This is a genomic window from Sulfurimonas sp. (assembly GCF_023228785.1).
Classification (GTDB): domain Bacteria; phylum Campylobacterota; class Campylobacteria; order Campylobacterales; family Sulfurimonadaceae; genus Sulfurimonas.
Genome location: NZ_JALOAN010000006.1, coordinates 18,427 through 43,227, shown reverse-complemented (window position 1 = coordinate 43,227; position 24,801 = coordinate 18,427). Strand labels below are relative to the sequence as shown.

26 protein-coding genes are annotated in these 24,801 nt (G+C 34.5%); 16 read left to right on the top strand and 10 right to left on the bottom strand.

Going from position 1 to position 24,801, the window contains the following annotated elements; all coding sequences use genetic code 11:
- Window positions 1-44: 44 nt before the first annotated feature.
- From M0Q24_RS02575 to M0Q24_RS02560, 4 genes are read right to left on the bottom strand one after another with little or no spacing between them, the layout of a single operon-like run.
- A complete protein-coding gene (locus tag M0Q24_RS02575) occupies window positions 45-1,730 on the bottom strand; it encodes an efflux RND transporter permease subunit (protein WP_295046821.1) in 1,686 nt (561 codons plus the stop codon).
- Window positions 1,730-3,322, bottom strand: coding sequence for an efflux RND transporter permease subunit (locus M0Q24_RS02570; RefSeq protein ID WP_295046818.1), 1,593 nt, complete (start codon window positions 3,320-3,322; stop codon window positions 1,730-1,732). The genes M0Q24_RS02575 and M0Q24_RS02570 overlap by 1 nt, the downstream gene beginning before the upstream one ends.
- Before the next feature lie 9 nt (window positions 3,323-3,331).
- Window positions 3,332-4,123: an efflux RND transporter periplasmic adaptor subunit gene (locus M0Q24_RS02565; RefSeq protein ID WP_295046815.1), complete on the bottom strand. Its 792-nt coding sequence runs from the start codon at window positions 4,121-4,123 to the stop codon at window positions 3,332-3,334.
- On the bottom strand, window positions 4,123-5,499 hold the full coding sequence (locus M0Q24_RS02560; protein ID WP_295046812.1) for a TolC family protein: 1,377 nt from the start codon (window positions 5,497-5,499) through the stop codon (window positions 4,123-4,125). Before M0Q24_RS02560 ends, M0Q24_RS02565 begins: the two co-directional genes overlap by 1 nt.
- A gap of 191 nt (window positions 5,500-5,690) precedes the next feature.
- Between M0Q24_RS02560 and M0Q24_RS02555 the strand changes: the two genes are divergently transcribed.
- Window positions 5,691-6,011 carry a hypothetical protein gene (locus tag M0Q24_RS02555; RefSeq protein ID WP_295046810.1) on the top strand — a complete coding sequence of 107 codons (321 nt, stop codon included), beginning with the start codon at window positions 5,691-5,693 and terminating at the stop codon, window positions 6,009-6,011.
- Window positions 6,011-6,622: a type III pantothenate kinase gene (locus tag M0Q24_RS02550; protein WP_295046807.1), complete on the top strand. Its 612-nt coding sequence runs from the start codon at window positions 6,011-6,013 to the stop codon at window positions 6,620-6,622. The genes M0Q24_RS02555 and M0Q24_RS02550 overlap by 1 nt, the downstream gene beginning before the upstream one ends.
- Here the strand turns inward: M0Q24_RS02550 and M0Q24_RS02545 are convergent.
- A complete protein-coding gene (locus M0Q24_RS02545) occupies window positions 6,609-7,310 on the bottom strand; it encodes a c-type cytochrome (protein WP_295046804.1) in 702 nt (233 codons plus the stop codon). The two genes, M0Q24_RS02550 and M0Q24_RS02545, sit on opposite strands and share 14 nt — an antisense overlap.
- A gap of 189 nt (window positions 7,311-7,499) precedes the next feature.
- On the opposite strand from M0Q24_RS02545, the gene mgtE reads away from it, so the two are divergent.
- Window positions 7,500-8,843 carry a magnesium transporter gene (gene mgtE, locus M0Q24_RS02540; protein ID WP_295046801.1) on the top strand — a complete coding sequence of 448 codons (1,344 nt, stop codon included), beginning with the start codon at window positions 7,500-7,502 and terminating at the stop codon, window positions 8,841-8,843.
- Window positions 8,844-8,899: 56 nt separating this feature from the next.
- On the opposite strand, the gene metE is transcribed toward mgtE, so the two are convergent.
- Entirely contained in the window at window positions 8,900-11,179 is a 2,280-nt protein-coding gene (gene metE / locus M0Q24_RS02535) for a 5-methyltetrahydropteroyltriglutamate--homocysteine S-methyltransferase (RefSeq protein ID WP_295046798.1), read from the bottom strand.
- A gap of 317 nt (window positions 11,180-11,496) precedes the next feature.
- Between metE and hisG the strand changes: the two genes are divergently transcribed.
- The 5 genes from hisG (at window position 11,497) to M0Q24_RS02510 (ending at window position 14,442) form a co-directional block, all read left to right on the top strand.
- Window positions 11,497-12,126, top strand: coding sequence for an ATP phosphoribosyltransferase (hisG, locus tag M0Q24_RS02530; RefSeq protein WP_295046794.1), 630 nt, complete (start codon window positions 11,497-11,499; stop codon window positions 12,124-12,126).
- Complete coding sequence (locus tag M0Q24_RS02525; protein ID WP_295046791.1) at window positions 12,113-12,817, top strand: class I SAM-dependent methyltransferase; 705 nt, start codon at window positions 12,113-12,115, stop codon at window positions 12,815-12,817. The genes hisG and M0Q24_RS02525 overlap by 14 nt, the downstream gene beginning before the upstream one ends.
- A gap of 245 nt (window positions 12,818-13,062) precedes the next feature.
- Window positions 13,063-13,392: a hypothetical protein gene (locus M0Q24_RS02520; protein ID WP_295046788.1), complete on the top strand. Its 330-nt coding sequence runs from the start codon at window positions 13,063-13,065 to the stop codon at window positions 13,390-13,392.
- A 49-nt stretch (window positions 13,393-13,441) separates the two neighbouring features.
- The gene (locus tag M0Q24_RS02515) at window positions 13,442-13,792 is read left to right on the top strand and encodes a hypothetical protein (RefSeq protein WP_295046785.1); all 351 of its coding nucleotides are present in this window, start codon (window positions 13,442-13,444) and stop codon (window positions 13,790-13,792) included.
- Window positions 13,793-13,794: 2 nt separating this feature from the next.
- Entirely contained in the window at window positions 13,795-14,442 is a 648-nt protein-coding gene (locus M0Q24_RS02510) for a class I SAM-dependent methyltransferase (protein WP_295046783.1), read from the top strand.
- Here the strand turns inward: M0Q24_RS02510 and M0Q24_RS02505 are convergent.
- On the bottom strand, window positions 14,428-15,504 hold the full coding sequence (locus tag M0Q24_RS02505) for a metallophosphoesterase (RefSeq protein ID WP_295046780.1): 1,077 nt from the start codon (window positions 15,502-15,504) through the stop codon (window positions 14,428-14,430). The two genes, M0Q24_RS02510 and M0Q24_RS02505, sit on opposite strands and share 15 nt — an antisense overlap.
- 136 nt (window positions 15,505-15,640) lie before the next feature.
- Between M0Q24_RS02505 and M0Q24_RS02500 the strand changes: the two genes are divergently transcribed.
- A complete protein-coding gene (locus tag M0Q24_RS02500) occupies window positions 15,641-16,267 on the top strand; it encodes a YceI family protein (protein ID WP_295046778.1) in 627 nt (208 codons plus the stop codon).
- Between the two features lie 185 nt (window positions 16,268-16,452).
- On the opposite strand, the gene M0Q24_RS02495 is transcribed toward M0Q24_RS02500, so the two are convergent.
- Complete coding sequence (locus M0Q24_RS02495) at window positions 16,453-17,469, bottom strand: cytochrome-c peroxidase (protein WP_295046775.1); 1,017 nt, start codon at window positions 17,467-17,469, stop codon at window positions 16,453-16,455.
- A gap of 105 nt (window positions 17,470-17,574) precedes the next feature.
- Window positions 17,575-18,489, bottom strand: a complete 915-nt coding sequence (gene pdxA / locus M0Q24_RS02490; RefSeq protein WP_295046772.1) for a 4-hydroxythreonine-4-phosphate dehydrogenase — start codon at window positions 18,487-18,489, stop codon at window positions 17,575-17,577.
- A gap of 117 nt (window positions 18,490-18,606) precedes the next feature.
- On the opposite strand from pdxA, the gene M0Q24_RS02485 reads away from it, so the two are divergent.
- The 7 genes from M0Q24_RS02485 (at window position 18,607) to M0Q24_RS02455 (ending at window position 24,221) form a co-directional block, all read left to right on the top strand.
- Window positions 18,607-19,428, top strand: coding sequence for a bifunctional riboflavin kinase/FAD synthetase (locus tag M0Q24_RS02485; protein WP_295046770.1), 822 nt, complete (start codon window positions 18,607-18,609; stop codon window positions 19,426-19,428).
- 20 nt (window positions 19,429-19,448) lie between these two features.
- Complete coding sequence (locus tag M0Q24_RS02480) at window positions 19,449-20,498, top strand: tRNA pseudouridine(13) synthase TruD (protein WP_295046768.1); 1,050 nt, start codon at window positions 19,449-19,451, stop codon at window positions 20,496-20,498.
- An 81-nt stretch (window positions 20,499-20,579) separates the two neighbouring features.
- On the top strand, window positions 20,580-21,254 hold the full coding sequence (locus M0Q24_RS02475; RefSeq protein WP_295046765.1) for a F0F1 ATP synthase subunit A: 675 nt from the start codon (window positions 20,580-20,582) through the stop codon (window positions 21,252-21,254).
- An 18-nt stretch (window positions 21,255-21,272) separates the two neighbouring features.
- On the top strand, window positions 21,273-21,542 hold the full coding sequence (locus tag M0Q24_RS02470; RefSeq protein WP_295046763.1) for a hypothetical protein: 270 nt from the start codon (window positions 21,273-21,275) through the stop codon (window positions 21,540-21,542).
- Entirely contained in the window at window positions 21,539-21,841 is a 303-nt protein-coding gene (locus M0Q24_RS02465) for a hypothetical protein (protein ID WP_295046760.1), read from the top strand. Before M0Q24_RS02470 ends, M0Q24_RS02465 begins: the two co-directional genes overlap by 4 nt.
- A gap of 62 nt (window positions 21,842-21,903) precedes the next feature.
- A complete protein-coding gene (gatB, locus tag M0Q24_RS02460) occupies window positions 21,904-23,328 on the top strand; it encodes an Asp-tRNA(Asn)/Glu-tRNA(Gln) amidotransferase subunit GatB (RefSeq protein ID WP_295046757.1) in 1,425 nt (474 codons plus the stop codon).
- Window positions 23,329-23,330: 2 nt separating this feature from the next.
- The gene (locus M0Q24_RS02455) at window positions 23,331-24,221 is read left to right on the top strand and encodes an NAD(P)H-dependent glycerol-3-phosphate dehydrogenase (protein ID WP_295046754.1); all 891 of its coding nucleotides are present in this window, start codon (window positions 23,331-23,333) and stop codon (window positions 24,219-24,221) included.
- On the opposite strand, the gene M0Q24_RS02450 is transcribed toward M0Q24_RS02455, so the two are convergent.
- Entirely contained in the window at window positions 24,218-24,580 is a 363-nt protein-coding gene (locus M0Q24_RS02450) for a c-type cytochrome (RefSeq protein WP_295046752.1), read from the bottom strand. The genes M0Q24_RS02455 and M0Q24_RS02450 overlap by 4 nt on opposite strands.
- Window positions 24,581-24,801: the final 221 nt, after the last annotated feature.

The following is a 24,801-nucleotide window of genomic DNA, read 5'->3' as shown; positions in this document are numbered from 1 at the left end:
TTTCACTCCCACGTAGAGCATGGGAGCGAGATGGAAGTTATATACTACTTATCTAAGTTAAAGTGTCTCTCTAGATCTGCGTTATATAAAAGAACGGGGACAACTATGAGCGAAGCCACAACTGCTGCTATAGTTCCAAATATAAGTGCAACTCCAAGTCCTCCAAAGACTGCATCTCCAGCTAGAAGTGTGGATGCGAGGATAATTGCAGCTGCAGTTAGAAAGATTGGTTTTGCACGAGTTGCAGCAGCGTGAGCTATGGCATCGGCTTTTGACATTTCTTTCTCATCCATAAGTGACTTTGTAAAGTCTATAAGAAGTAGAGAGTTTCTTGAACTAATTCCTATAAGAGCGATAAAGCCTATAAGTGAAGTTGCAGTTAGGAAAAAAGTATCTGTTGTAAAGATATCCATAATCCAGTGACCGACAATAACTCCGATGATAGATAAAAAAGAACCTAAGAGGATGATGCCACTTAGCGTATAGCTTTTATAATAGATGACCATTAACAGAAATATCAAAACAAGTGCAGCGATAAAAGCAGCTCCAAGCTCCACAAATGTGTCAAGGGTTACTTCCATCTCTCCATCCCAAAGGAGTGTATAAACATTTTTACTCTCTTTATCTGTTAGTGTTAAGTTAAAAAGACCAATTTTCTCAATCAAATACTTGTCACTAAAAGTATCAATGATGACATTTCTAGCTTCCATAAGAGGATAGACTTGCGAGACCATGTCTGTCTCAGCTACAACATTAGTCATCTGATGCAGATTTTTACTCATGATAAGTGGATTTGACTTTTTAGGAACTATGCTTACTAACTCAGTGATGGGAATCATCATTCCTTGAGCATTCATAAGTTTTAGAGATGAGAGTTTAGCTCTTACAGAGCTTAATTCTTTTGAAGAGAATCTTTTTGACTCTCTGCTTAGTGAAAGATAGATCGAGATCTGATCGTTATAAACATCAGAGTTCTTAACGCTAATCTCCATTCCCTCAAATGCTAAGTAGATGATCTCATTTAACTGTTTTACACTTACACCTGAACGAGCTATTTTTGTACTATTTACTTGGATCTCATAAGTGTCGTAAATATCATCTTGCATAACATCTACATCTACTAAGCCATCAGTTCTTTTAAAGACTTCACTAACTCTGTTTGCAAGTTCTCTGATACCATCAGCATCGCTACCATAGATCTCAGCAACAACAGCTGCTAAAACAGGAGGTCCTGCTGGTGGCTCTACAAAAGTTATAACAGTATCTTCATAGATTGACTCACAATTTTTTATAATAAGAGGTCGGATGCGTTGAACCATCATATAAGATGGTTCACTCCTGTCATGTTTTTTTGTAAGGTTTAAAACTATCTCAGCCTCATGCTCACTATTTTTAAAGTGTGAACCTTTGATAAGTCCTGCAAAATCAAGAGGCGCTCCCATACCTAAAAATACCTCTATATCTAAGACTTCACTCTCTTTATGAATCTCACCAACAACACAATCAGTCACATGTTTAGTTTGCTCTACAGAGCTTCCATTTGCTAGAGTTGTGTAGATGGTAAAAGTGTCGTTATTCTTCCCTGGTAACATCTTTGCAAGAACCATTTTAGAAGGAGCAATCATAAGGACTGAGAGTATAAAAGCTATTAAAGTTGCAAATAGTATAAATTTTCTTTGAGTTGAACTCTCTATGCCTTTTTTTACTGCATTTTCAAACTTTTTAAACATTAATGCTCTCCTTTTTTAGAAAAATCTGGTCGCTTTAACATCCTAAGAGCTAGATAAGGTGTAAAGATATATGCGACAAATAGAGATGCTATGAGTGCCACAGGAACATTTGCAGGGATGGGCTTCATAAACTGACCCATCATCTGCCCAACAAAAGCCATAGGAACCATGGTCATAATGATAGCTAGTGTTGCGATGTTTGTAGGCGGTCCTATCTCATCAGTTGCGCGAACCATCAAGTCATCTGCATTACAATGAGCAGATGCTTTATCATAGTAGTGTCTATGAATGTTCTCTATAACAATAATTGCAGCATCAACTAAGAGTCCTAGTGAGAGTAAAAATGCAAAGAGTGTTATTCTATTTATAGTTTGACCTGTTAAGTAGGCTACAAAAAGAGTAATAGCTAAGATGGCAGGGACAGTAAAAGTAACTATAAGTGACTCTCTCCAACCAAGAACTAAAGCCAGTAATATTGCGATAATAATAATGGATAAAATAAGGTGAAAAACAAGTTCATTTACAGCTTCGTTTGCTCTTTGACCATCATTTCTTGTTATGACATAGCTTATGCCATTTTCACGAAGAAGTGACTTGTAAGTCTCAAGCTCACTCTTTACAGCATCTGCAATTACCACCGCATTTGTACCTTGGAGTTTAGATACTGTTAGAGTTACTTGATCTCTAAGAGAGGTAAATTCTCCGCTATCATCTCTTAGACTTATTTGAACAGATTTGAAGTTTTGAATATCATAAGACTTCTCAACTTTTGCAACTTGACCTAGATGGATAGTTGAGCCCATGTACTGGGCTACTATAATGTTTTCTATATCTTTTGCATCTTCAATTGCATTTTTTACGCCAACCATAATGATCTTGTTATCATCAGTGCGGTTTTTAACTGCTGGAACGCTGTATGAGAGAGATTGGACAGCTTGAACAATTTGTCCCATAGATAAGTTGTAGCCTGAGAGTTTATAGAGATCTACTTCTATGTTAAACTGAGTTTTATTTCCACCCTTTAGCTCCGTGACAGCAACATTCTCAAGGCCATTTATGTGATGTTGTATTTTCTTGACTCTATCATAAAGCTCAGTCTTGCTCATCTCTTTGTTGTTTGAGTAAAACGCAACTGAGACTATAGGAATATCTACATCTATATCAAGAGGTTTAATGATGGGATTCATCGCTCCTTTTGGAAAGATATCTGAATTTTGCATGATCTTGTCATAGATCTTTAGATTTGAGTTCTCTTTCTCCTCTCCTATGTAAAACGCAGCGTTTACCACACCAACATTATCCATAGCAGTTCCATAGATATGCTCAACTCCCTTTACCTCTTTTAGCTTTCTCTCTAGGGGCTGAACTATAACTTTTTGGATCTCAGCGGCACTAGCTCCTGGAAGTGCAACAATAACAGTAGATCCACTCACTACCATTTGAGGGTTTTCTTCTCTTGGCATTATCATAAGTGAAAGATATCCAATAGCTAGCAAAAAAATTCCAAGTACAACTGTAAGAGGATTCCTTAAAAATCCACGTGCAAGTTTTCCAGCCCAATCACTAGGCTCATAAGGTTTTAAACTCTTCATAATTTCACCTTAGTTTATCTCTAGAGTAGCGTACATACCAGGGTAAACTGACTTGCTGTTGCTTTTAAATGAAACTTTTATTTTAAAAGTATGTGTCATTGGGTTTGAACTTGGAATGATGGCGGTTACTTCTCCAATGCTGTTTATCCCAATAGATGGAATTTTAACTATGACCTTTTTGCCATGATGGATGCGACTTAGATCATTCTCAGCTATTTCAGCAGTGATTTTAAGGCTACTTAGATCTGAAAGAACAATAGCTGGCATCCCAGGCATTGCCATCTCTCCCACTTTGATATTTTTAGAGACTACTACACCTGCATTTGGTGCTTTTACATTTAAGTATCTATATTGATTTTGCACCTCTTGAAGTCTTGCTTTTGCAATGGAGACCATATTTTGAAGATTTAGTGCAGCTAATTCTAGGTTTTCTACCTCATATTTTGAGACCATATCTTGAGCTAGAAGTCTTTTATATCTATCTAGGTTTAGTACGACATTTGAGTATTGGTTTTGGTACATTTGAAGGCTAAGCTCAGCTTGTCTTTTTGCTGAGTCTATCTCTCTTGAGTCTATAGAGTAGAGGATCTGATCTTTTGTAACTCTCTCTCCTTCGCTCACATTTACTTGAGTTACAAAGCCCATAAAACGGCTGGTAATCATCTTTTGGTTATCTGAGATAACGCTTCCTGAGAGGGTAAGTGTCTCAGCGATAAGTGATGCTGATATTGCCATTAGTATTAAAAGTTTTTTACTAAAACCATTTAGTTGTTTTATGCATTGCAATTTATTGCTTATCATTATCTATTTTCTCCATTTGCTAATTTTTCTAGTGCAAAAATTCGTTCATTTCTTTTGTTTTTTGCCATTTGTAGCTCTAATATTTTTTGAATTTGTTCAGATTGCTTGATAATAACATCGCTCATAGATGTAAGTTTTTCTCTATATCTACCTTCGTAGTTTTTGTATATCTCGTTTGCAAGTGTCAGCTCTTTGTGTAGTGAACTAATCTCTAAGTTATAAGTCTCTATCTCAGTTCTTATCTTATCTACCTTTAGAGTTATACCTTTTTTTGCTAACTCTACTTGAGTCTTTGTCTTTAACTTCTCGATACGAGATTTTTCAATATTTGCTCCATCTATGCCACCATTGAATATATTCCAAGAGAGTCTTGCTCCAACTGTGTAGGCTTTGTGGTCATCTGCGTCACCTAAAAATGTATCATCAGCAGTTGAGATCTCCGCAAAAGCTCCAATCATCGGGTAGTAAGAAGCTTTAGAGAGATCTAACATACTTTGGCGAACTTCTAATCCTGTTGTAGCTCTTTTAATATCAAGATTGTTATTTAAAATATCGCTATTACTAAGTTGTGGCATCTCTACATCTGATACAGTAGTAGTTATGTTTTTGACCTTTTCATTTAGCAAAAAACTTATGTAGTGATAGAGCAACTCTTGATTTGATTTCATCTGAAGCAAAAGTCTCTCTACATTTCCTTTTTTGGCTTGAACTTCAAGGAGATCTACTTTTTTTGCATAACCTACTGCTATCATCTCCTCTGTCATGTTTTCTAGTGTCTCTATATTTGAGAGAATTTTCTCTAGGTTTTTAGTAGAGCTACGAAGTAATGCCATGTCATAAAAGCTCTTTCTGATCTGGTAGATCTGCTCGTTTATAACTTGCTCTTTTTCTAAGCCCTTCATCTTAGACATAGACTCCATAATTTCAACATAGCTAGAGATCTGAAAACCAGTAAAGAGAGGAACTTCATACTTTAGTTTACTTTGAAAAAAGTTTCTTGATTCTGGGTAGTTTAATTTGTTTGGTTGAATGCTTAAAACATCTCCATTCATACCACCATTCATCCATCCCAAAAACTCATCAAACCCAAAAGCAGCAAAGTCAGCTTCTCTTGAAGCGAGTTTAAATCCAAACACATTTCCAGCATCATTTGAGTTTGCAAAGTCTTGTATAAAGTCTAACTTACCCCAGTGGTTGCCACTTGCAGTTTTAACTTCTACTTTAGCCGAGTCAACATCTAGCGATGCACTCTTGATCTCTAAGTTCTTCGATTTTAAGATCTCTATGGCTTCATCGAGAGTTAAAGCCTTTGAGATGCCAATATCAGAAGCGTTTAAAGCTAGTGCTAAAAGTAGCACACTAAGCGTTTTTTTCATCAGCATATTTCCTTCATTTGTTATTATAAATTGATTAAGTCTAGATTATAACATATATTTCTTTTTTGTATATTGACTTATTTATAAGATTAATAATAATTAAGTTTGTAATAAATAGTTACCTTTAAAGGAGCAAGAGTCTTTAATGTAGATTTGGTTAAAATACTACTTAAAAAAGGCTAATGACAGATATGCAAACCTTAGTAGATGCCCTAAGACTAAAGGGTAAGATTTATAAAAAGATGCAAGACGTTCCTCCAAAAGAGCTTGGCATTAGAAATAAGATAAAGATATATAAGGCTACTGATATTAGAGGCTATTTTTGGGCTATTTTTGCCATAAGTCAAAAGAGCAGGGTTCTTATGAAAGATGTGCATAAATTTGAAGAGATCTATGAAAAGCTTTCTGTTTATTTTGAACATAATTTTAAACATAAAATTCTCTTTATAGATGCACCACTTTGCTCAAAAGCAAAAGAAGCATTAAGTGCTAAGGGCTGGAAGATCTACTGATGCTTTTGTGTGATATTGGCAATACTTCGTATCATTTTTTATCTGAGTTTGATAGTTTTAAAAAAGATGTAAAGAGATTTGATCCAAGTGAGGTTAAACATAAAATTTACTACATAAGTGTTAACAAAAAAGTAGAAGTAAAACTAAAAAATCTACCAAACTGGATAGAGATCTCAAGTCATTTAGACAAAACAAAATACTACAAGACTATGGGCGTAGATAGAATGATGGCTCTTGAAGCCATAGAGAGCGGCATCATCATAGATGCAGGAAGTGCCATAACTGTGGATGTTAAAAGGGGTGGTGTATTTGAGGGTGGTTTTATCTACGCTGGAGTAAGTGCGATGAGCCAAACTTACAAAAAGATCTCAAACGCATTAGACTATGAGTTTAACTTTGATATTGACCTAGAAAAACTACCAAAAAACTCACAAGATGCGATTACTTATGGCTACCTAAAAACTCTCTACTGTGAAGTTGTCTCACACAAAATGGAGATAATTTTAACTGGCGGAGATGCACAAAAGTTTACTAAGATCTTTAAAGAGGCAAGAGTCGATGAGCACTTGGTTTTTAAAGGTATGCAAAAGATCATTTTTAACTTTTATTAGTTTTTAAAATCCACTCAGTTAAGATCTCTAACTCCTCATCTTCCATCTTCTCAAAAGCTGGCATAACAGCACCTTTTGACCAGATTCCTTTGCTTCCATTTCTTATGCTTTTTATGATCTCATCTTTGTTTTGTGAGTATTTGTCTGCTATTTCAACAAGTGATGGTCCAACTTTTTTTATATTAACTCCGTGGCATCCTAAACATCTGTGTTTTATGGCTATTTTCTCACCAGCATCGAGTGCATCAAAAGCTGCTTGTTTTTTTTGGATAACTATAAGATTTTCTTGAGTAAAATTTGTAAACATGTACAAAGCAATAGCTTTTGCTTCATCTTTTGTTAGTTTGTTTTTTTGAGATGGCATAAGACCATATCTCTCAAGACTATCTTCATCACAAAAAGACTTTTTTAGTGATGGGTTGAAGATATAGTCTGTAACAAACTCTATAGCTTTTGAAGTTCTTTGACTTTCATCTGTAGGTTTTACAAAGTTATGTACATGAAAAGAGACTGCCATTATAGGCGGAGCCAATTCGTTGTCTGAAATTTTAGGTGGCATATTTATGTCATGACAAGATGCGCATTTTGACTCAAGAAGTGCTTTGCCATCTAAGTTTTGAGTTAGAGGTTTTTCGCTACAAGCAGCAAAAAATAGTAATAAAGAGAGTATAAAAACATTTTTAATCATAACCTTACCTTTTAAAAATCATAAGTAAGTATAATTAAAATATAGTTAAAATAAGGTAAAAAATAAAAAATAGCTTATTTATATGAACTTTGTTTATGAGTTATCTCTTAAAAAGTAATTTAAAACTTTAATGGGTGTTAAATTGGATAAGATTCAAAACTTAATTTACTTACTTTTAAAAGGGGAATTATGGAACAATTCAACCGTGAAATTGATGAACTTTTACTTTATAAGGAGTTTAAAAAGCTTAGACACTTACTAGCAGAACACGACTCTTTTAAACTTGCAAAACTTATTGAAGATAGAGATGACGATAATGAAATAATCCTCTTTAGACTTTTAAATAGAGCACAAACAAAAGAAGTTTTTTCTCTTCTTTCTTATGATAAACAGTATAAAATTATCAAAAAATTAGAGCAAAAAAATCATAAATTTTCTATCTTACTAAATGAGATGGATCCAGATGATAGAACTACATTTTTTGATAAGCTTCCAGATGAGATAACTCAAAAACTTATTGATTTTTTATCTCCAAAAGAACAAACAATAGCGATACAGCTTCTTAATTATCCAGAGGATAGCATTGGGCGTTTAATGACGCCCAAATATGTTGCGATAAAGTCTGAATATAGTGTAGAAGAAGCTTTTTCTCATATAAGAAAGTATGGACAAGATTCTGAAACTTTAAATGTGATCTATGTTGTTGATGAGAAGCAAAAATTTATAGATGAAGTTCACATTAAAGAGTTACTATTAGCATCGCCTACACAAAAAATTGAGGAGCTTCTTGATTATCATTTTATAGCTTTAAATGCGATGGATGATCAAGAAAAAGCCATTAGAATATTTCAAGATTACGATAGGGTAGCGCTTCCTGTTTTAAATGCTGATGGAATAATACTTGGTATAGTCTCTATCGATGATATTATGGATGTTGCAGAAGAAGAGTCAACCGAAGACTTTCAAAAATTTGGTTCTTTTTCAGAAGCTATTAGCAATCCACTAAAAGAGAGAATTTTTAATCTCTATAAAAAGAGAATAGTTTGGCTTGTAGCACTTGTTTTTATGAATATTTTCTCAGGTGCGGCACTTGCTAGTTTTGAAACACTTATAGAGTCAATGGTAGCTTTAGTTTTCTTTTTACCACTTCTAATAGACAGTGGAGGAAATGCAGGCTCGCAATCGGCAACGCTGATGATTCGCTCTTTAGCCATTGGAGATGTCAAACTAACCGACTGGTACAAGCTTATAGCAAAAGAGATAGGTGTGGCACTTCTTCTTGGAGGTACAATGGCATTAGCTGTTGGACTAGTGGCAAGTTTTAGAGCCCCTGAAATTGTATTTGTGGTTTGTGCAACTATGGTTATAGTCGTTTTAGTAGGAAGTCTTATAGGCTTACTTCTACCATTTGTGTTTACAAAGCTAAAGTTAGATCCAGCGACAGCTAGTGCTCCGCTTATTACATCGATCGCAGATATTAGTGGTGTAATAATTTACTTCTCTATAGCTTCATGGTATTTTGGGATTAGATAGTAGTTGTTTTTGGTTTAATTCCCAAGTCAAACTTGGGAATTAGGAAACTATTTAGCTTAAATATCTAGCTCATCTCTTACTATATGAACAGCTTTTACCATGTTTATAAGACTTGGTTTTACCTCTTCGTACTTTCTAGTTTTTAAACCACAATCAGGATTTATCCATAGTTGCTCTTTTGGTAGAACTTTAAGAAGTAGTTTTATCTGCTTTACAATCTCTTCTACGCTCGGCACTCTTGGGCTGTGAATATCATAAACACCAGGGCCTACTTCTTGTTTGTAACCAACTTCTTTAAAGACTTTTAAAAGCTCATTCCCACTTCTTGCAGTCTCTATGGAGATAACATCTGCATCCATAGCTTCTATGGTTTTAATAATGTCGTTAAACTCGCTATAACACATGTGAGTGTGGATTTGTGTCTCTTTTTTTGCTGAACTTACCGCTATTTTAAAGTCACGAACCGCCCACTCTTCATAGATCTTTATATTTTTATCTCGTAGAGGATAACCCTCTTTAAAAGCCGCTTCATCAACTTGTATGATCTTAATTCCTGCCTTTTGCAAGTCATCTATCTCATCACTAAGAGCTACTGCAATCTGCTTTGAGACTTCATCTCTTGGTTTATCATCTCTAACAAATGACCAGTTTAAGATAGTTACAGGACCTGTTAACATACCTTTGATTATCTTGTCTGTCTTACTTTGAGCATAAGTTGTCCAACCAACAGTCATCGCATAAGGTCTGCTAATATCACCATAGATAAATGGCGGTTTAACACATCTGCTACCGTAACTTTGAACCCAGCCGTTTTGTGAAAAACCGTAACCTTTTAACTGTTCCCCAAAGTACTCAACCATGTCGTTTCTCTCAGGTTCTCCATGAACTAAGATCTCAATGCCACACTCTTCTTGAAAAGCTACACAATCATCTATATAAGCTTTCATAACGCTCTCATAGGCTTCTTTTGTAAGAGAAGAGTTTTTAAACTGTGCTCTTGCTTCTCTTAACTCTGCAGTTTGTGGAAATGATCCAATGGTAGTAATGGCAAGATCTCTGTAACCTAAAAGCTCTTTTTGGAGTTCTATCCTCTCTTCATATCTGCCATCTCTTTGAAATTTCTCTATATTTGAGACTCTTTTTGTAACTGCCTCATCATGAATGATATTTGAGCTTTTTCTATCTTCGTTTGCTTTTATATTAGCATCTAAAAGAAGTAACTCTTGCTTATTCAAACCATCTTTAGAGTCAAAAAAGAGTTTAGATATAAGAGAGACTTCATCTAGTTTCTCTTTTGCAAAACTAAGCCAATTTTTTATATTTGCATCTAGTTTTTCTTCATACTCTAGTGTAAAAGGAGAGTGTAAAAGACTACAAGAAGTGCTTATGATGATCTTCTCTTTTGCTACTTCTTTTGCTATTTTTTGAAGTAGGGCATCTGTTTTAACAATGTCGTTTTTCCAGATATTTCTTCCATCAACCACTCCAGCTATAAGTTTTTTTGAACTCTTCTCTATTAGCTTTAATGACTCTAAATTTGCATCCCCATATAAAAAATCAAGACCAATCCCCCAAATAGGAGTATTTACAAGAACTTTTGTAGCCTCATTTGAGTGCTCAAAGTAAGTTGTAACTACTATGTTTATGTTTTTACTTACATTTGCAAGTGCGTCATAAGTTGGTTTTATAAGGCTTAGCACTTTTACATCACTATCTTTTGCAAAAATAGGCTCATCGATCTGTAGAGTAATGTTCTCATCAAGCTTTGTGATCACTTCTAAAAGTTCTCTATAAATAGGAAGAATTTTATTTAAAAGCTCATAATTATCTTTGTTATCTACTCTTTTAGATAACCCTAAAAATGTGATCGGACCTATAATATTTATCTTTGTTTTAATACCTAGATCTTTTGCTTGTTTGTACTCATTTACAATTTTTGAAGCATCTAGTTTGTACTCATCACAGCTACAGAGTTCAGGAACTATATAGTGGTAGTTTGTGTTAAACCACTTTGTCATCTCCATAGCTACACAACTCTTTGTGCCTCTTGCCATTGCAAAGTAAAGCTCTTCGCCTTTTAACTCACGAAATCTTTTAGGAATTGCACCTAACATAAAAGCCGTATCTAAGATGTTGTCATAGAGTGAGAAATCATTTGAACTTATAAAGTCAATAGCTGCATCTTTTTGGTAGATCCAGTGTCTCTCCTTTAGCTTAGTTGCAACTTTAAGTACATCTTCAAATGGGCAATTTTTCGCCCAAAAACTCTCTAAAACTCTCTTTAGTTCTCTTTTCTCCCCAATTCTTGGAAAACCTACTATGTAATTTTTTTGCATTACAATATCCTTTAGTATATTTGTTATTTTTATATTTGTGATGATTTTTAAAGGATATTAAAGAGGAGGGTGTACGCCAGATCTGCGAAATGCAAAACAAGGTGTGTAGTATTTGCATCTAGGTATAAAAACATTAAACAAAAGTATAAGCCTTGTTTTTATTTTGAAAAAGCAGTTGCAATGACAAGGTTTAGAATTTATAAGTCTCTTCACGCTTTTTCCTAGTTTCAAATTTGGGCAATTATAGCATAGCTTATAAAACTTTGAGATACATTTAGATAAAATACGAAAAATAATTATATATATAAAGGCAGATAATGCTTACAGTAGCACTTCCAAAGGGTCGCATCGCTCAGGAGACTTTAGAGATATTTGAGACTATTTTTGGTGAGAGTTTCAAGTTTGATGATAGAAAACTCATCCTAGAGACTCCAAACTTTCGTTTTTTACTCGTTAGAAACCAAGATGTCGCTACCTATGTCTATCATCAAGCAGCAGATATCGGTGTTGTAGGTCTTGACACACTTGAAGAGCAGGGACTTGATGTTATTCGTCTGCTAGATCTTAAACGTGGGATCTGTAAAGTAGCTATCGGGATGAAAAAGGGCGAAAAGCTAGATCTTGATAAGCCAGATATCAAAGTAGCATCAAAGATGGTAAATATCACAAAACGCTACTTTGAAGAGAGGGCAGTCTCTGTAGACATCATAAAACTTTATGGATCTATAGAGTTAGCTCCTATTATCGGACTTGCTGACATGATAGTTGATGTGGTTGAAACTGGTGCTACAATGAAGCAAAATGGTTTAGAAGTAGTTAAAGATATCATGACATCTTCTACCTATCTCATAGCAAATAAAAACTCATATATCTCTAAAAAAGATGAAGTTTTAAGCATCTATGAGAAGATCAACAAGATCATAAAAACACAAGATGAAGTTAAATAGTATGACAAACCTAGATCTATACGCAAAAGCAGAACATCTTTTAGGCATAGAAGAAGCAACAGAAGCTCTTTACGATCTCTACCGCTCAGAGCTTGACTCCTACAAGATCAAAACACTTTTAGATGTTGGTTGTGGTCGTGGCGGTTTTATGAAGAGAATGATAAGCGATGGAGTCTCTTGTAAGGGCATAGATCTAAGCTCTGTAATGGTTGAAGAGTGCAAAGCTGACTCACTAGATGCACAGCACATTGACATTAGCCAAACAGAGGGAAGTTACGATGCTATAGTAGCCATTTTTGATGTTTTAAACTTTTTAAACCATGATGAGCTTATAGATTTTTTAGAAGCAGTCTCAAAAAGACTCAACGATGATGGGATCTTCATAGCTGACATTAACACACTTTATGGCTTTAGCGATGTGGCTGAGGGGACTATGAGTGCAGAAAATGACAAAGAGTTTTTAGTTGTAGATGCAGAGTTTGCAAATGATGAACTACACACAAAATTTACTCTGTTTCTCAATGAAGAGAGAGTAAATGACAAATATATAAAGCATCAAGATACAATAGTTCAGTACTTTCACAAGATCAAAACATTTCAAAATCTTGCTAATTTAAAGCTTATAGACAAGCAAACATTTTCACTCTACGACACAAAAGACAAAACTCTACTTATTTTTAAAAAGAGATAGTTGAATGCTTTGAGCAATTATTAAGTTGGATCCTGAATCAAGTTCAGGATGACGGTTTGTTTGTTCAGGAAGACGGTTTGTTTGTTCAGGATGACGGTTTGTTTGTTCAGGATGAAAGTTTGCTTGTTCAGGATGACGTGTGTCTCGTCATTTAGTGCTTGACACATGTCCCGTCATTCCGTGCTTGACACGGAATCTAGTTTATAGATTAGTCAGAGGGTTAAGTTATTATAAAGGAGCCAGTTATGGAAGGAAATATAGTAGTAACGTATAAGATCTTATGCGAATCAGATTTAAATACAAGCATCAAACTTCAAGATCTACTTTTAAATGAAAAAATATCTAAAGCAATTAAAAGTGAGTTTGCAAAAGGTTTGAGAAATATTGAACTTGCAACAGATAGTAAAGATGCTACACTCTTAGTTGAGAGTGCAAAAGAGTTATATAGTTTTGAAGTTTTAAAAGATGATTTTGCTGATATTTTAGTTTTAGCTGAAGAAAATGCGACATCAAGAAAGTTATTTAAAAAAGATTGTTCTCGTGTGGAGTTAGTTGATATTGAAACAATCATATAGTTTTCTTCTTCTCATCCTTCTCTTTTTACAAGGATGCAGTGATAGTGCAATGGTCAATATTTTCAATGAAAAAATTGCTAAAGAAGAGATCTCTTGTATGAGACTTGTTGTTTTTGATAAAGATGTAGAAGCTACACTTAAAGAACTCTACACCTTTGATAAGAGTTGCAACAAGTGGCTAGAAGTCTCGCTAAAGTCCTCGATAACTTGTAACTCAAACCAAAATATAGATAAAAAAATCCTCTCGAACTTTCCATCTAGTTACCTTAGAATGCAACTCTATAAAGGCAAAACTCTTTTTTATAGTTACTACATAGATCTAGAAGGAAGTGTAAGTAAAGAAGATGTTAAAAAGGCTTTTTTAAGAGTGCAAAAAGATCTAAATTTTAAAGAGAAATAATCATGAAAAAATGCAAGATCTGTAGCTCAAATACAACTCTTATAAAAAATCATAAAACAGGCAAAGATTACTATAGATGCAATGAGTGTGACTATATCTTTTTAGATGAGCAGTTTTATATAGATGAGGCTCACGAGAGGCTTCACTACGACAAACATGACAACAACTTTAGTTGCCATGGATATGTTGAGATGTTTGAGACTCTTATAGATGAGTTTGTACCTTTAAAAGAGATAGAAGATGCACTTGATTTTGGTTGTGGAGAGGGAGAAGTTCTACCTATTTTACTAGAGAAAAATAGAGTAAAATGTGATAGATATGACTTGTTTTACTTCCCACAAAAAGTTTATAAAGAGAAGAATTATGACTTAATAGTCTCAACTGAAGTTGTGGAGCACCTTGAAAATCCATTAGAAGTTTTACAAGAACTGAGTTCACATTTAAGAGAGGATGCTTACTTGCTTTTAATGACTCGCATTCATCCGCAAAATGATGAAGAGTTTTTAGAGTGGTTTTATATTAGAGATGTAACACATATAGGTTTTTTCTCGCTTAAGACATTTGAATATCTTGGAAAAAAACTCTCTTTAGAGATTGTAAAACACAACTCTAAAAACACCATACTTTTTAAAAAATCAACTAGGAATTAGTGTTATCTCTGTAATCTCACTACTTGCACACAAACGCATAGGTGGACCCCAAAATCCTGTGCCTTTGTTAACATAGATCTGCAACTCATCGTTATGCTGATGCAAACCGCTAATGTAAGGTTGTTGAAGTTTTACTAAAAACATAAAAGGAAAAAGTTGTCCTCCATGAGTGTGACCACTTAGCATCAGATCTACACTATCAGTCACTTCATCTATATATTGTGGTTGATGTGCTAAAAGTACTGTAGGTGAATCTTTTAACTCACATAAGGCTCTGTTTATATCTGGCATATAAATATCTATTCTATATCCAAAAACATCATAAACTCCAGCTAAGTTAAAGCCCTCATCTTCATCGCCAATATAAACATTTTCATTTTCTAAAACTCTAATGTTTAGCTCTTTGAGTGTTTTTATGATCTTGGCTATATCGTGAAAATATTCATGATTTCCAACTACAAAAAAAGTTCCATAAGTAGATTTTAGATGTCCAAGTTCTGCCAAAATATTTCTAGCTTTGATTATCTCAATATCTACTAGATCTCCAGTAATTACTACAAGATCTACATTGAGTGCATTTACTCTTTGTACCATGTTTTTTATAAAAGCTCTGTCTATAAGACCACCTATGTGAATGTCGCTAAGTTGGGCTATTTTATAAGATTTTTTGAGTTTTTTTATCTCAATGTCTACTTTTTCAAGTTTTATATCACTTGCATTGTAGATGGACTTTGCACTTAGAGTTGACGCAAGGGCAAGTGATGAGATATCTAGTGAGCGTTTAAAAAAATCTCTTCTTTTTTTTGAGATTTTTGTTTTTTTAAGTATGACCCTTGAAATATCATAAATAATTGCCGTACAAAAGAGTAAAAAAAGTACACCAATAGGAAGTGAAAATAGAAAATAGAGCCAGTTAGGGAAGTCTATATAGTAGCGTCCTAACATATAAGCGATGATTCCAAAAAAGTTTACAAATAAAAAGATACGAAGGTAGAATTTTTGTGTTGATTTTATATCAAGATGGGCGATAAATCTTCTTGATATATAGACATGTATAAGCATAAATACGCCTAAAAAAGCGCTAAAAAATAATAATGGATTCATATTCGGAGTATAGCAAAGAAAACTAAACTACGAAGTTTAATAAGAATTTATAATTCACAGATATAATTCTTCAAACACATCAAGGAGAATCAATATGATTAAGTTGTTTTTATCGTTAGTTTTAGTAGTTAGTGTCTCTTTCGCATCAGATGAAATGGGAACGAAAAAAGGCTCTTGTATCTTAAGTCAAGATGGAAGTGTAAATGTTAGTTGGGAAGCATACAAAACTCCAAAAAAAGTTGGAGTAGGTGGTTCTTTTGATAAAGTTACTTATACAGCAGCGGCTGCAGAAGGGAATAACTTCCGTGAGATTTTAGTAGGATCTAGTGTAGTTATAGAGACTCCAAGCGTTAACTCTAAGCATGAGAGTAGAGATGAAACTTTAGTTAAGTTTTTCTTTAAACAAATGAATGACACTGTGATAAAAGCTAAAATAGTTGATATCAAGTCAGATAAAAGAATGAGAGGTAAACCAAAAACTGGTCAGATGAGCGTAGAAGTAACTATGAACGGAGTTAGCAAAACAGTTCCAATGAAGTATAGTTTTGACAAGGGAGACTTGAGTGCAAAGGGAAGTATAGATCTACTAGACTTTAGCGCAAATAAAGCTCTTAGCTCTATAAACGAAGCTTGTTACGATCTTCACGAAGGTAAAACATGGAGCGATGTAGGCATAAGTTTTTCTACAAAAATCAAGTTTGATCTTTGTAATACTAACTAGAGAGAATATTTAAACTTTTGTATGATGCGAAGCAAAAATGCTTCAAGTTGTCTCTCGCTCCAATGCTCTGCGTTGGAGTGTATATTTTTTATATATATGCATTCCCACGCGGAGCGTTGGGAACGAGGTAATACTAACTAAGTAAAGATTTTGATATAGCAACTTTGTAGTTGCTATATCTTTTTTTAGTTCATATCTGGTTTTGGAGTTTTCTCAGTTGAAGCTGGAAGCATTGGATAGATAACCACTGGTTTTCTTCCCTCTAACGCTTTTAAGAATGTTTCAATAGAGGCAACATCTTTGTCAGACAGATCCGCTCCAAGTTGGATTTTACCCATCTCTTTTATAGCCTCTTTTAAGCTCCAAATCTTACCATTATGATAGTAAGGTGCTGTTTGAGTGATATTTCTTAGAGTTGGAACTCTTACCATTCCATTTTTATCTCCCTTAAATCCACCAACATCCATGTGCTTGTAAGTTCCTGTAATATTGAACATATTCATAGCACCACCTAGACCTATACCTGTATGACAAGTTGCACAGCCAGCATCTATGAAAGTCTTTAGTCCATCTTTCTCTTTTGCATTTAGCGCATTAATATCGCCATTTAAGAAGTCATCATAAACAGAAGGAGTAACTAAAGTTCTCTCAAAAAGACCTATAGTATCTGCAATTAGTGCAAAAGTAATCTTTACATTTTTCCCATAAGCCGCTTTAAATTCAGCCTCATACTGTGGCATAGATTTTACAACTTTTTCAACAAACTCGCTTGTTGATGCCATCTCAGGATGTGCTAACATTGGTCCTTGAGCTTGTTCTTCTAGATCTTTTGCGCGACCATCCCAAAATTGGATGTCATTAAAAACTGCATTATAAACAGTTGGTGAGTTTACATGATCAGGATTTGCAGTCCATTTATGTCCAATTGCAGCCTCAACTCCATCATCTCCACCTTCGCCTAAGTTGTGGCAGAAGTTACAGCTAATAAGACCACTTTTTGATAGTCTAGGGTCAAAATATAGTTTTTCGCCCAATCTAACCTTAGCCTCTGTTATAGGGTTTTTAGGGTTGTCTATGATTTTCATCAGTTCTGCTTTATCAGCAGGGATAGGTTTGAGACCAGCACCTTTAGCATCATCGTGCAGAGATGCAGACATAAGTAGAGTTGTAGTAGCAAGAGTTGCAATAACTATGTTTTTCATGTAAGTTCCTTATAGATTTTATTAAAAGATAAATTTTATCCTTTTATAAGTAAAATTTTATCACTTATTATCTTAAAGTATAATTATTATCCCTTTAATTAATCTTTATTTTGCAAACTCTATGGCACTTTTTATAGCGTTCATGTAGCTTAATGTTTTTGCTTCGCTCTTGTAAGCTATGTCAAAAGCAGTTCCATGATCTACTGAAGTTCTTATGATTGGAAGGTTTAGAGAGATGTTTATACTCTCATCAAAGTGAAGTGCTTTTAGTGGTGCTAAACCTTGATCATGATACATCGCTACAAAGTAGCTGTACTTAGATCTTGTGTGAGGAGTAAAAGCTACATCGGGAACAAGTGGACCTAGAAACTGTTCAAAACCCACTTTTTTGTTAGCACTTTTTATTGCTTTTGTGATTCTTAACTCTTCATCACCTAAGACACCATTATCACCAGCGTGAGGATTAAGAGCTAAAACTGCTACTTTTTCTTTTGGAATAGATCTACTTAGATGTATGAAAAACTCTTTTAGTTTTTTGTACTTTATAGAAGATGCAACCTCTTTTAGAGGAATATGCTCAGTAAAAAGAGCTACAAACATCTCTTTACAACCTAGCATCATAATGGCATCTTGCTTGAAATGAGATCTTAGTAGATCTGTATGACCTTTAAACTCTAGTCCTGCCTTCATCCACGCTTCTTTATGTATGGGCAGAGTTACAACTGCATCTGCTTTTTTTTCCTCACAAAGCTTTATAGCACTCATAAAAGAGCTATAAGAGTATTTGCCAGAGCTTGCATCCACTTTGCCAGGCTTGATCTTAAAGTCTCCATCTACACTGTGAAGTTTCATGTCTTTTATAGCTTTTTTATCTAAGAGTTCTAATGCCCTAGTTAACATTTTACTATTTATACAGTAGATGGGATTGCAAAGTTTTGAGACTTCTTTGTGTGATTTTATGGCTATCTCAATACCTACACCGTTTAGATCTCCAATACTAATAGCTATATTTTTTTTCATAAAAAATGTCTCTTTTTTGTGATGATTATATCATAAAGTAAAATCCAAACTCATTGACTAACTCAGAGTATTGTAATAATATGTCAAAAGTAAAACTAAGAGAAGAGGAGAGTAGTTTTGAGAGATAGTACAGCTATAGCCATAGGTGGTTTTGATGGGATGCATATTGGACATCAACATCTCTTTAGAGAGCTAGGAGAAAGAGGAACTATCATAGTTATAGAGACAGGCTACGCAAATCTCACACCTAAAAAAGAGAGAGAAAATTTCTCTCACTATCCTATCCTCTATATTGACCTTGAAGATATTCGACATTTAGAAGCAGATGAGTTTGTGTCTTTTTTAAAAGAGAAATTTACAAAACTTCAAAAAATAGTAGTCGGTTATGATTTTCACTTTGGAAAAGATAGAAAATACTCCTTTGATGATCTAAGAGATCTCTTTGATGGAGAAGTAAAAGTGGTTGATGAAGTGACTCATGATGGTGATTCTATTCACTCTCACAAGATCCGAACAAAGATAAAGATAGGAGATATTAAAGGTGCAAACGACTTTTTAGGACATAACTATACTATAAATGGAGCACTCGTTGCCGGTCAAGGTATTGGCAAAAAAGAGTTTGTAGCTACTATAAACATAGATGCTAGAGGTTTTTTAACTCCAAAAGAGGGTGTTTATGCAACACTTACTCGTATAGATGATGATGAGCATTATCATCCATCCGTCTCTTTTGTGGGACACCGAGTCACTACTGATGGCTCATTTGCTGTTGAGTCTCATATATTAGATGGCGAAGTTATTTGCAGAGATAGAGCTAGGATAAGTTTTGTTTCACACTTACGAGACAATAAAAAATTTGACACAAAAAGAGAGCTAAAAGAAGCTATAGCTAGCGATATAAAAGAAGCGCACAAAAGATTGAAACTACTACAATTGTAGGGTTTAAAAAAGGAAAATATTTGAGAAAAAGAGAATATATAGACAGTGTAGATAGCGAGATAAATTTTAAGTTTTATCAGACTCCTACTGATTTTGTGGTCGATGAGATAGCACCAAGAAATTTTACAGGTAAAGGAAATTATCTCATACTTCATGTCCAAAAGGTAGAACTTACCACTTGGGACATGATAGCAATATTTAGTGAGTATTTGGCAATTCCAGCTCAAAAGATAGGCTATGCAGGGCTAAAAGACAAGCATGCAACTACAAGACAATATATCTCAGTAGATGCGAGCTATGAGAAGATGTTAAAGAAGTTTCATCACAAACAGATAAAAATACTAAGCACTATAAGAGATCCTAAAAGTATTCGTATGGGAGATCTCAGTGCAAATAGATTTAGTATTAACTTATACTTTGTAGATAATATAGATGCAGGTCGTATAGAAAAAGTGGCAAGAAAGATCGCAAAAAATGGGCTTCCTAACTATTTTGGTTATCAAAGATTTGGGCGAGATTCAGATAGTATAAATCAAGCTAAGGAGATGATACACGGGGAGCTTTTTATAGAAGATGCAAAACTTAAGAGCTTTTTGATCTCCATATACCAAAGTACGCTTTTTAACGAGTGGCTAAGAGAGAGAATAAACCTAACATTAGATGCAAAAGAGAGTGTTTTTAAAATCATAGAGGGAGATGTCTTTGTAGATGAAAAAGGCAAACTCTCAACTCCAAAAATTCTTCCTATAAGAGAGTACGAGGCTAAGAAACTCATCCCAACAGGACTTCTATGCGGAAGAGATGTTTTTCGTGCTAGAGATAAAGCAAGAGAGATAGAAAAAGAGTTTGATGATGAGTTTTTACAAGATAAAGGATATAGAAGAGATGCACTTATCTTTCCTAAAGATATAGAGTGTAACTATGTTAGAAAAGAGACTCTTTTAAATATCTCTTTTACTCTTACTAAAGGTTCATACGCTACAGTTTTTTTAGAATCTATTGCAGGAAAAAATTATAGTGCAAAAGATGTAAAACCTAAGGCAAAAAGTTCACATTTAGCAAAGAAGTAGCTAGAAAATGGCTGGTATTATAATAATTTAATGCTAGTTAGATTATAATCATGCAATTTTTACGAGACAGGGAGTGCACCTATGGGTGAATTATTCACATTTTTTGGTTTAATATCTCACGATAAGACCTTTATATATACAACACACATGCTACTTGCAGCAGGTCTAGCGATAGTTCTAGCAAAAGTTGCAATGTCAAACCTTCAACTTGTTCCAAAGGGAACTCAAAACCTAATGGAAGCTTACGCTTCTGGCGTTTTACAAATGGGTAAAGATGTAATGGGAGCTGAGAATGCTCGTCGTTATGTTCCACTTGTTGCGACGATTGGTCTTTTTGTAGGTATTGCAAACTTGATAGGGGTAATTCCAGGTTTTGAAGCTCCAACAGCTTTCATAGAATTTCCTTTAACATTAGCACTAGTAGTTTTTGTTTATTACAACTATGAGGGTATTCGTCGTCAAGGAGTGGTGAAGTATTTTAAACACTTTTTGGGTCCAGTTTGGTGGTTATACTGGTTGATGTTTCCAATCGAGATAGTTTCTCACTTCTCTCGTTTGATCTCTCTTAGTTTCCGTCTTTTTGGAAATGTAAAAGGTGATGATATGTTCTTGATGGTAATACTTATGTTAGCTCCATGGTTACTTCCACTAATTCCATTTGCACTTCTTACTTTTATGGCATTTTTGCAAGCTTTCATCTTTATGATGCTAACTACAGTTTACATCGGTTCTGCTATAGCAGTTGAAGAGCACTAGGTCTTTACACTAAAGTATATGCAAAAAGATAAATTCGATAGAATCATAAGCTTTTTGCTTGGAGCATCATGGGCAATAGTCCTCTTTGGTGCTCTGATAACTTTTAAACTCTTTCTTTTTCTAGGTTTCTCAGTAGCTCTTTTTATCACAGTCCTTTTTGTTGTTATATCTCTTTTTATGATCTTAGCTCTTGATGCATTTGCTATAAATAGACAAAAATTGCAAGAATCCAAAAAACAGACAGAATTACTAGAGAAAATATATTTTAATCATAGTGAGTCAAAATGAAAATACTTATATCAATCTTTATTATATTATTTTCATCTCTTTATGCAAATACAGTTAGTCAAGATGAGTTAAATAGCATATATATAGAAGCTATTTTATTTGTTACAGTCTTTGGAATTATGGGGATAGTCTCATATATATACTCAAGCAGACATGCTAGAGCGTATAAGCCAAAAAAAGAAAAAATTCCAGAAGATAGAGTTAAAGCAGATAGAGTAGACGAACTAAGAGAGTTATTTCAAAAAGAGTTTATAACTAAAGTAGAGTTTGAGCTTTTAAAAGAGCATTATCTTCTGTGATTTATGAGAAGTAAAAGCTAAGTTTTGCTAAAATAGAGATAATTATCTATTTAAGGAAATCTATGTTTGAAGTAGTTATAGGGCTTGAAGTCCATGTACAACTAAATACAAAAACAAAACTTTTTTGCTCGTGTCCTACGAGTTTTAACCACAAACAAAATACAAATACTTGTCCAACTTGTTTAGCACTCCCAGGTGCCCTTCCAGTTCTTAACAAAGAGGTTTTGCATAAGTCTATAATGCTTGGTACTGCAATAGATGCAACTATAAATAAAACATCTTATTTTGATAGAAAGTCATACTTCTATCCAGACTCTCCAAGTGCTTATCAAATCACACAACTATATACTCCAATAGTTGAACATGGAAAAATGCGTATAGATTTTGAAGATGGATCTCACAAGATCATTCGTATAAATCGTGCACATATCGAAGCAGATGCTGGAAAGAATATACACGATGGTGAGATCTCAAAAGTAGATCTAAATCGTGCAGGAACTCCACTTTTAGAGATCGTATCAGAGCCAGATATGTCTAGTGCTGAGGAAGTAATTTTATATCTTAAAAAACTTCATGCCATCATTCGTTACTTAGATATTGGTGATGCAAATATGCAAGAGGGTAGTTTTAGAGTCGATGTCAATGTCTCAATCAGACCAAAAGGTGATGAAAAACTATACACTCGCGTTGAGATTAAAAACATAAATAGTTTTAGATTTATCCAAAGAGCTATCGAGCTTGAAGTGGCAAGACAAACTGAAGCTTGGGAAGATGGCGTTTATGATGAAGAGATATGCCAAGAGACAAGACTCTTTGATCAAGTAAAGCAAGAGACTAGATCTATGCGTGGTAAGGAAGAAGCTGCGGATTATCGTTACTTTCCAGAACCAGATCTACTAAAGGCTGTAGTAACAGATGAGATGATGGAGATCTACTCTAAGATCCCAGAGCTTCCAGATGAGAAAATGGCTAGATTTGTAAAAGATTATGGCATGAGCGATTATAACGCTAGTGTTGTAACTTCAAGCCTAGAAATGGCTCACTTTTTTGAGACAATGATGGAGGAGGGCATTAGTGCTAAAAATGCTCTTACATGGCTTACAGTTGAACTTCAAGGTCGTTTAAAGGGGGAGGTAAATATTACTAACTCTCCAGTAGATGCAAAGAAATTAGGGCATCTTGTTAAGAGAATAGAAGATAACACAATAAGTGGAAAAGCAGCTAAAGAAGTTCTTGATAGATTGATGGAAGAAAATCTTGATGTTGATGGTGTTATAGATGCTCTTGGACTTAAGCAAGTGAGCGATACAGGAGCACTTGAAGCTATGTGTGATGAGATTATGGCTGCAAATCAAGACAAAGTAGAACAATATAGAGGCGGAAAAGATAAACTCTTTGGCTTCTTTGTTGGTCAAGTTATGAAAGTATCTAAAGGCACGGCAAACCCTCAAACTGTCAATGAAATATTAAAAGCTAAGCTTGGATAGAGATGACTAAAATAGGAGTTATCGGAGCTGGAAAATGGGGAAGTGCTTTAGCTTTTGCTCTTAGTGAGAAAAATGAGGTCTTCATCACTTCTAGAACTCCAAGGGATATAAAAAACTTTATCTCACTAGAAGAGATTTTGGAGCTAAAATATCTCGTTATCGCCATCCCAGCTCAAGAGATATCTTTGTGGCTAAAAGAGCATTTTATAAACAAAGGTCAGAAGATCTTAGTAGCTGCAAAGGGCATAGAAGCCTCAAGTGGTCTCTTTTTAAATGATATCTACAAAGATTATGTAAGAGATGAAGATATAGCATATCTCTCAGGTCCATCTTTTGCAACTGAGGTTCAAAAATCTCTACCAACAGCATTAGTTATCAACTCTATAAATGAAGAGCTAAGTGATAAATTTGCAAGCTTTTTCCCATCTTTTATTAAGGCATATACATCTACAGATGTAGTGGGTGCTGAAGTTGCAGGTGCTTATAAAAATGTTATTGCTATTGCTGCTGGGGTTTGTGAAGGCTTAGAACTAGGCAAAAACGCAGCAGCTTCACTTATCTCTCGTGGACTAGTAGAGATGCAGAGGTTTGGTTATGAATACGGCGCAAAGGAAGAGAGTTTTGTAGGACTCAGCGGTGCAGGGGATCTCTTTTTAACTGCATCATCAACAATGAGTAGAAACTTTCGTGTTGGACTAGGTTTGGCAAAAGGCAAGACTCAAACAGAGATACTTCAAGAATTAGGTGAAGTAGCAGAGGGAGTTGGAACTGCCTATGCACTTCATAAAATAGCAAAAAACAAAGATCTCTACCTTCCAATAGCAAGAGAAGTTTATGAGATGCTTGAGGGAAAAGATCCTCTTAGCAGTCTTAAAACATTTCTCTCAAGCTAGTTGTCGATTATATACTCAGCAACCGCTCTTAATTCATCTTCACTTATCATCTCTTTTTGTGATGGCATTATTCCAAAACGCTCTTTTGTTTTGTGTGAGAAAAGCATCTTATCTTCTGATGGACTCATTGTATACTCGACTATAAATTCTATAGCATCCGTTTTATTTGGGTATGCAGCTTTTACTTTTTTAGACAGTGCCCATGATGGTGGGGCTGACATATTATTTAATTTATCTTTCGTAATAGCACCAATGAGATGACAGCTTCCGCACTTTTCTACAGCTAAGGTTTCAATATCTGAAGTTTGAGCAAATAGAGATGAAGTTACTAAAATAGTAACTAGTAATATTTTTTTCATAAAATAGCCTCTTATAAATCTTATTTATGTACATTATAATTCAATAGTATCTTAATAGCTTTGATCTTAATCAAACAAGTTATTATGAAGCCATATCAAAGAGATTAATTAAACATAATATTGTTATGATATACAAAATAATTAAAATCATTGAACCATCTGTTAAATCTATGAGACAGATTCCGTCTCAAACACGGAATGAAGGACACGCGTCATCATGA

Bases quoted from the DNA above. Each gene is read 5' to 3' on its own strand.
- metE (WP_295046798.1), bottom strand. From the start codon at position 11,179: ATGCAAAAAAATTACATAGTAGGTTTTCCAAGAATTGGGGAGAAAAGA.
- M0Q24_RS02575 (WP_295046821.1), bottom strand. From the start codon at position 1,730: ATGTTTAAAAAGTTTGAAAATGCAGTAAAAAAAGGCATAGAGAGTTCA.
- M0Q24_RS02550 (WP_295046807.1), top strand. From the start codon at position 6,011: ATGCTTTTGTGTGATATTGGCAATACTTCGTATCATTTTTTATCTGAG.
- M0Q24_RS02450 (WP_295046752.1), bottom strand. From the start codon at position 24,580: ATGAAAAAAATATTACTAGTTACTATTTTAGTAACTTCATCTCTATTT.
- M0Q24_RS02555 (WP_295046810.1), top strand. From the start codon at position 5,691: ATGCAAACCTTAGTAGATGCCCTAAGACTAAAGGGTAAGATTTATAAA.
- M0Q24_RS02500 (WP_295046778.1), top strand. From the start codon at position 15,641: ATGATTAAGTTGTTTTTATCGTTAGTTTTAGTAGTTAGTGTCTCTTTC.
- M0Q24_RS02475 (WP_295046765.1), top strand. From the start codon at position 20,580: ATGGGTGAATTATTCACATTTTTTGGTTTAATATCTCACGATAAGACC.
- M0Q24_RS02455 (WP_295046754.1), top strand. From the start codon at position 23,331: ATGACTAAAATAGGAGTTATCGGAGCTGGAAAATGGGGAAGTGCTTTA.
- M0Q24_RS02525 (WP_295046791.1), top strand. From the start codon at position 12,113: ATGAAGTTAAATAGTATGACAAACCTAGATCTATACGCAAAAGCAGAA.
- M0Q24_RS02510 (WP_295046783.1), top strand. From the start codon at position 13,795: ATGAAAAAATGCAAGATCTGTAGCTCAAATACAACTCTTATAAAAAAT.
- mgtE (WP_295046801.1), top strand. From the start codon at position 7,500: ATGGAACAATTCAACCGTGAAATTGATGAACTTTTACTTTATAAGGAG.
- hisG (WP_295046794.1), top strand. From the start codon at position 11,497: ATGCTTACAGTAGCACTTCCAAAGGGTCGCATCGCTCAGGAGACTTTA.
- gatB (WP_295046757.1), top strand. From the start codon at position 21,904: ATGTTTGAAGTAGTTATAGGGCTTGAAGTCCATGTACAACTAAATACA.
- M0Q24_RS02465 (WP_295046760.1), top strand. From the start codon at position 21,539: ATGAAAATACTTATATCAATCTTTATTATATTATTTTCATCTCTTTAT.
- pdxA (WP_295046772.1), bottom strand. From the start codon at position 18,489: ATGAAAAAAAATATAGCTATTAGTATTGGAGATCTAAACGGTGTAGGT.
- M0Q24_RS02470 (WP_295046763.1), top strand. From the start codon at position 21,273: ATGCAAAAAGATAAATTCGATAGAATCATAAGCTTTTTGCTTGGAGCA.
- M0Q24_RS02560 (WP_295046812.1), bottom strand. From the start codon at position 5,499: ATGAAAAAAACGCTTAGTGTGCTACTTTTAGCACTAGCTTTAAACGCT.
- M0Q24_RS02495 (WP_295046775.1), bottom strand. From the start codon at position 17,469: ATGAAAAACATAGTTATTGCAACTCTTGCTACTACAACTCTACTTATG.
- M0Q24_RS02570 (WP_295046818.1), bottom strand. From the start codon at position 3,322: ATGAAGAGTTTAAAACCTTATGAGCCTAGTGATTGGGCTGGAAAACTT.
- M0Q24_RS02565 (WP_295046815.1), bottom strand. From the start codon at position 4,123: ATGATAAGCAATAAATTGCAATGCATAAAACAACTAAATGGTTTTAGT.
- M0Q24_RS02520 (WP_295046788.1), top strand. From the start codon at position 13,063: ATGGAAGGAAATATAGTAGTAACGTATAAGATCTTATGCGAATCAGAT.
- M0Q24_RS02505 (WP_295046780.1), bottom strand. From the start codon at position 15,504: ATGCTTATACATGTCTATATATCAAGAAGATTTATCGCCCATCTTGAT.
- M0Q24_RS02515 (WP_295046785.1), top strand. From the start codon at position 13,442: ATGGTCAATATTTTCAATGAAAAAATTGCTAAAGAAGAGATCTCTTGT.
- M0Q24_RS02545 (WP_295046804.1), bottom strand. From the start codon at position 7,310: ATGATTAAAAATGTTTTTATACTCTCTTTATTACTATTTTTTGCTGCT.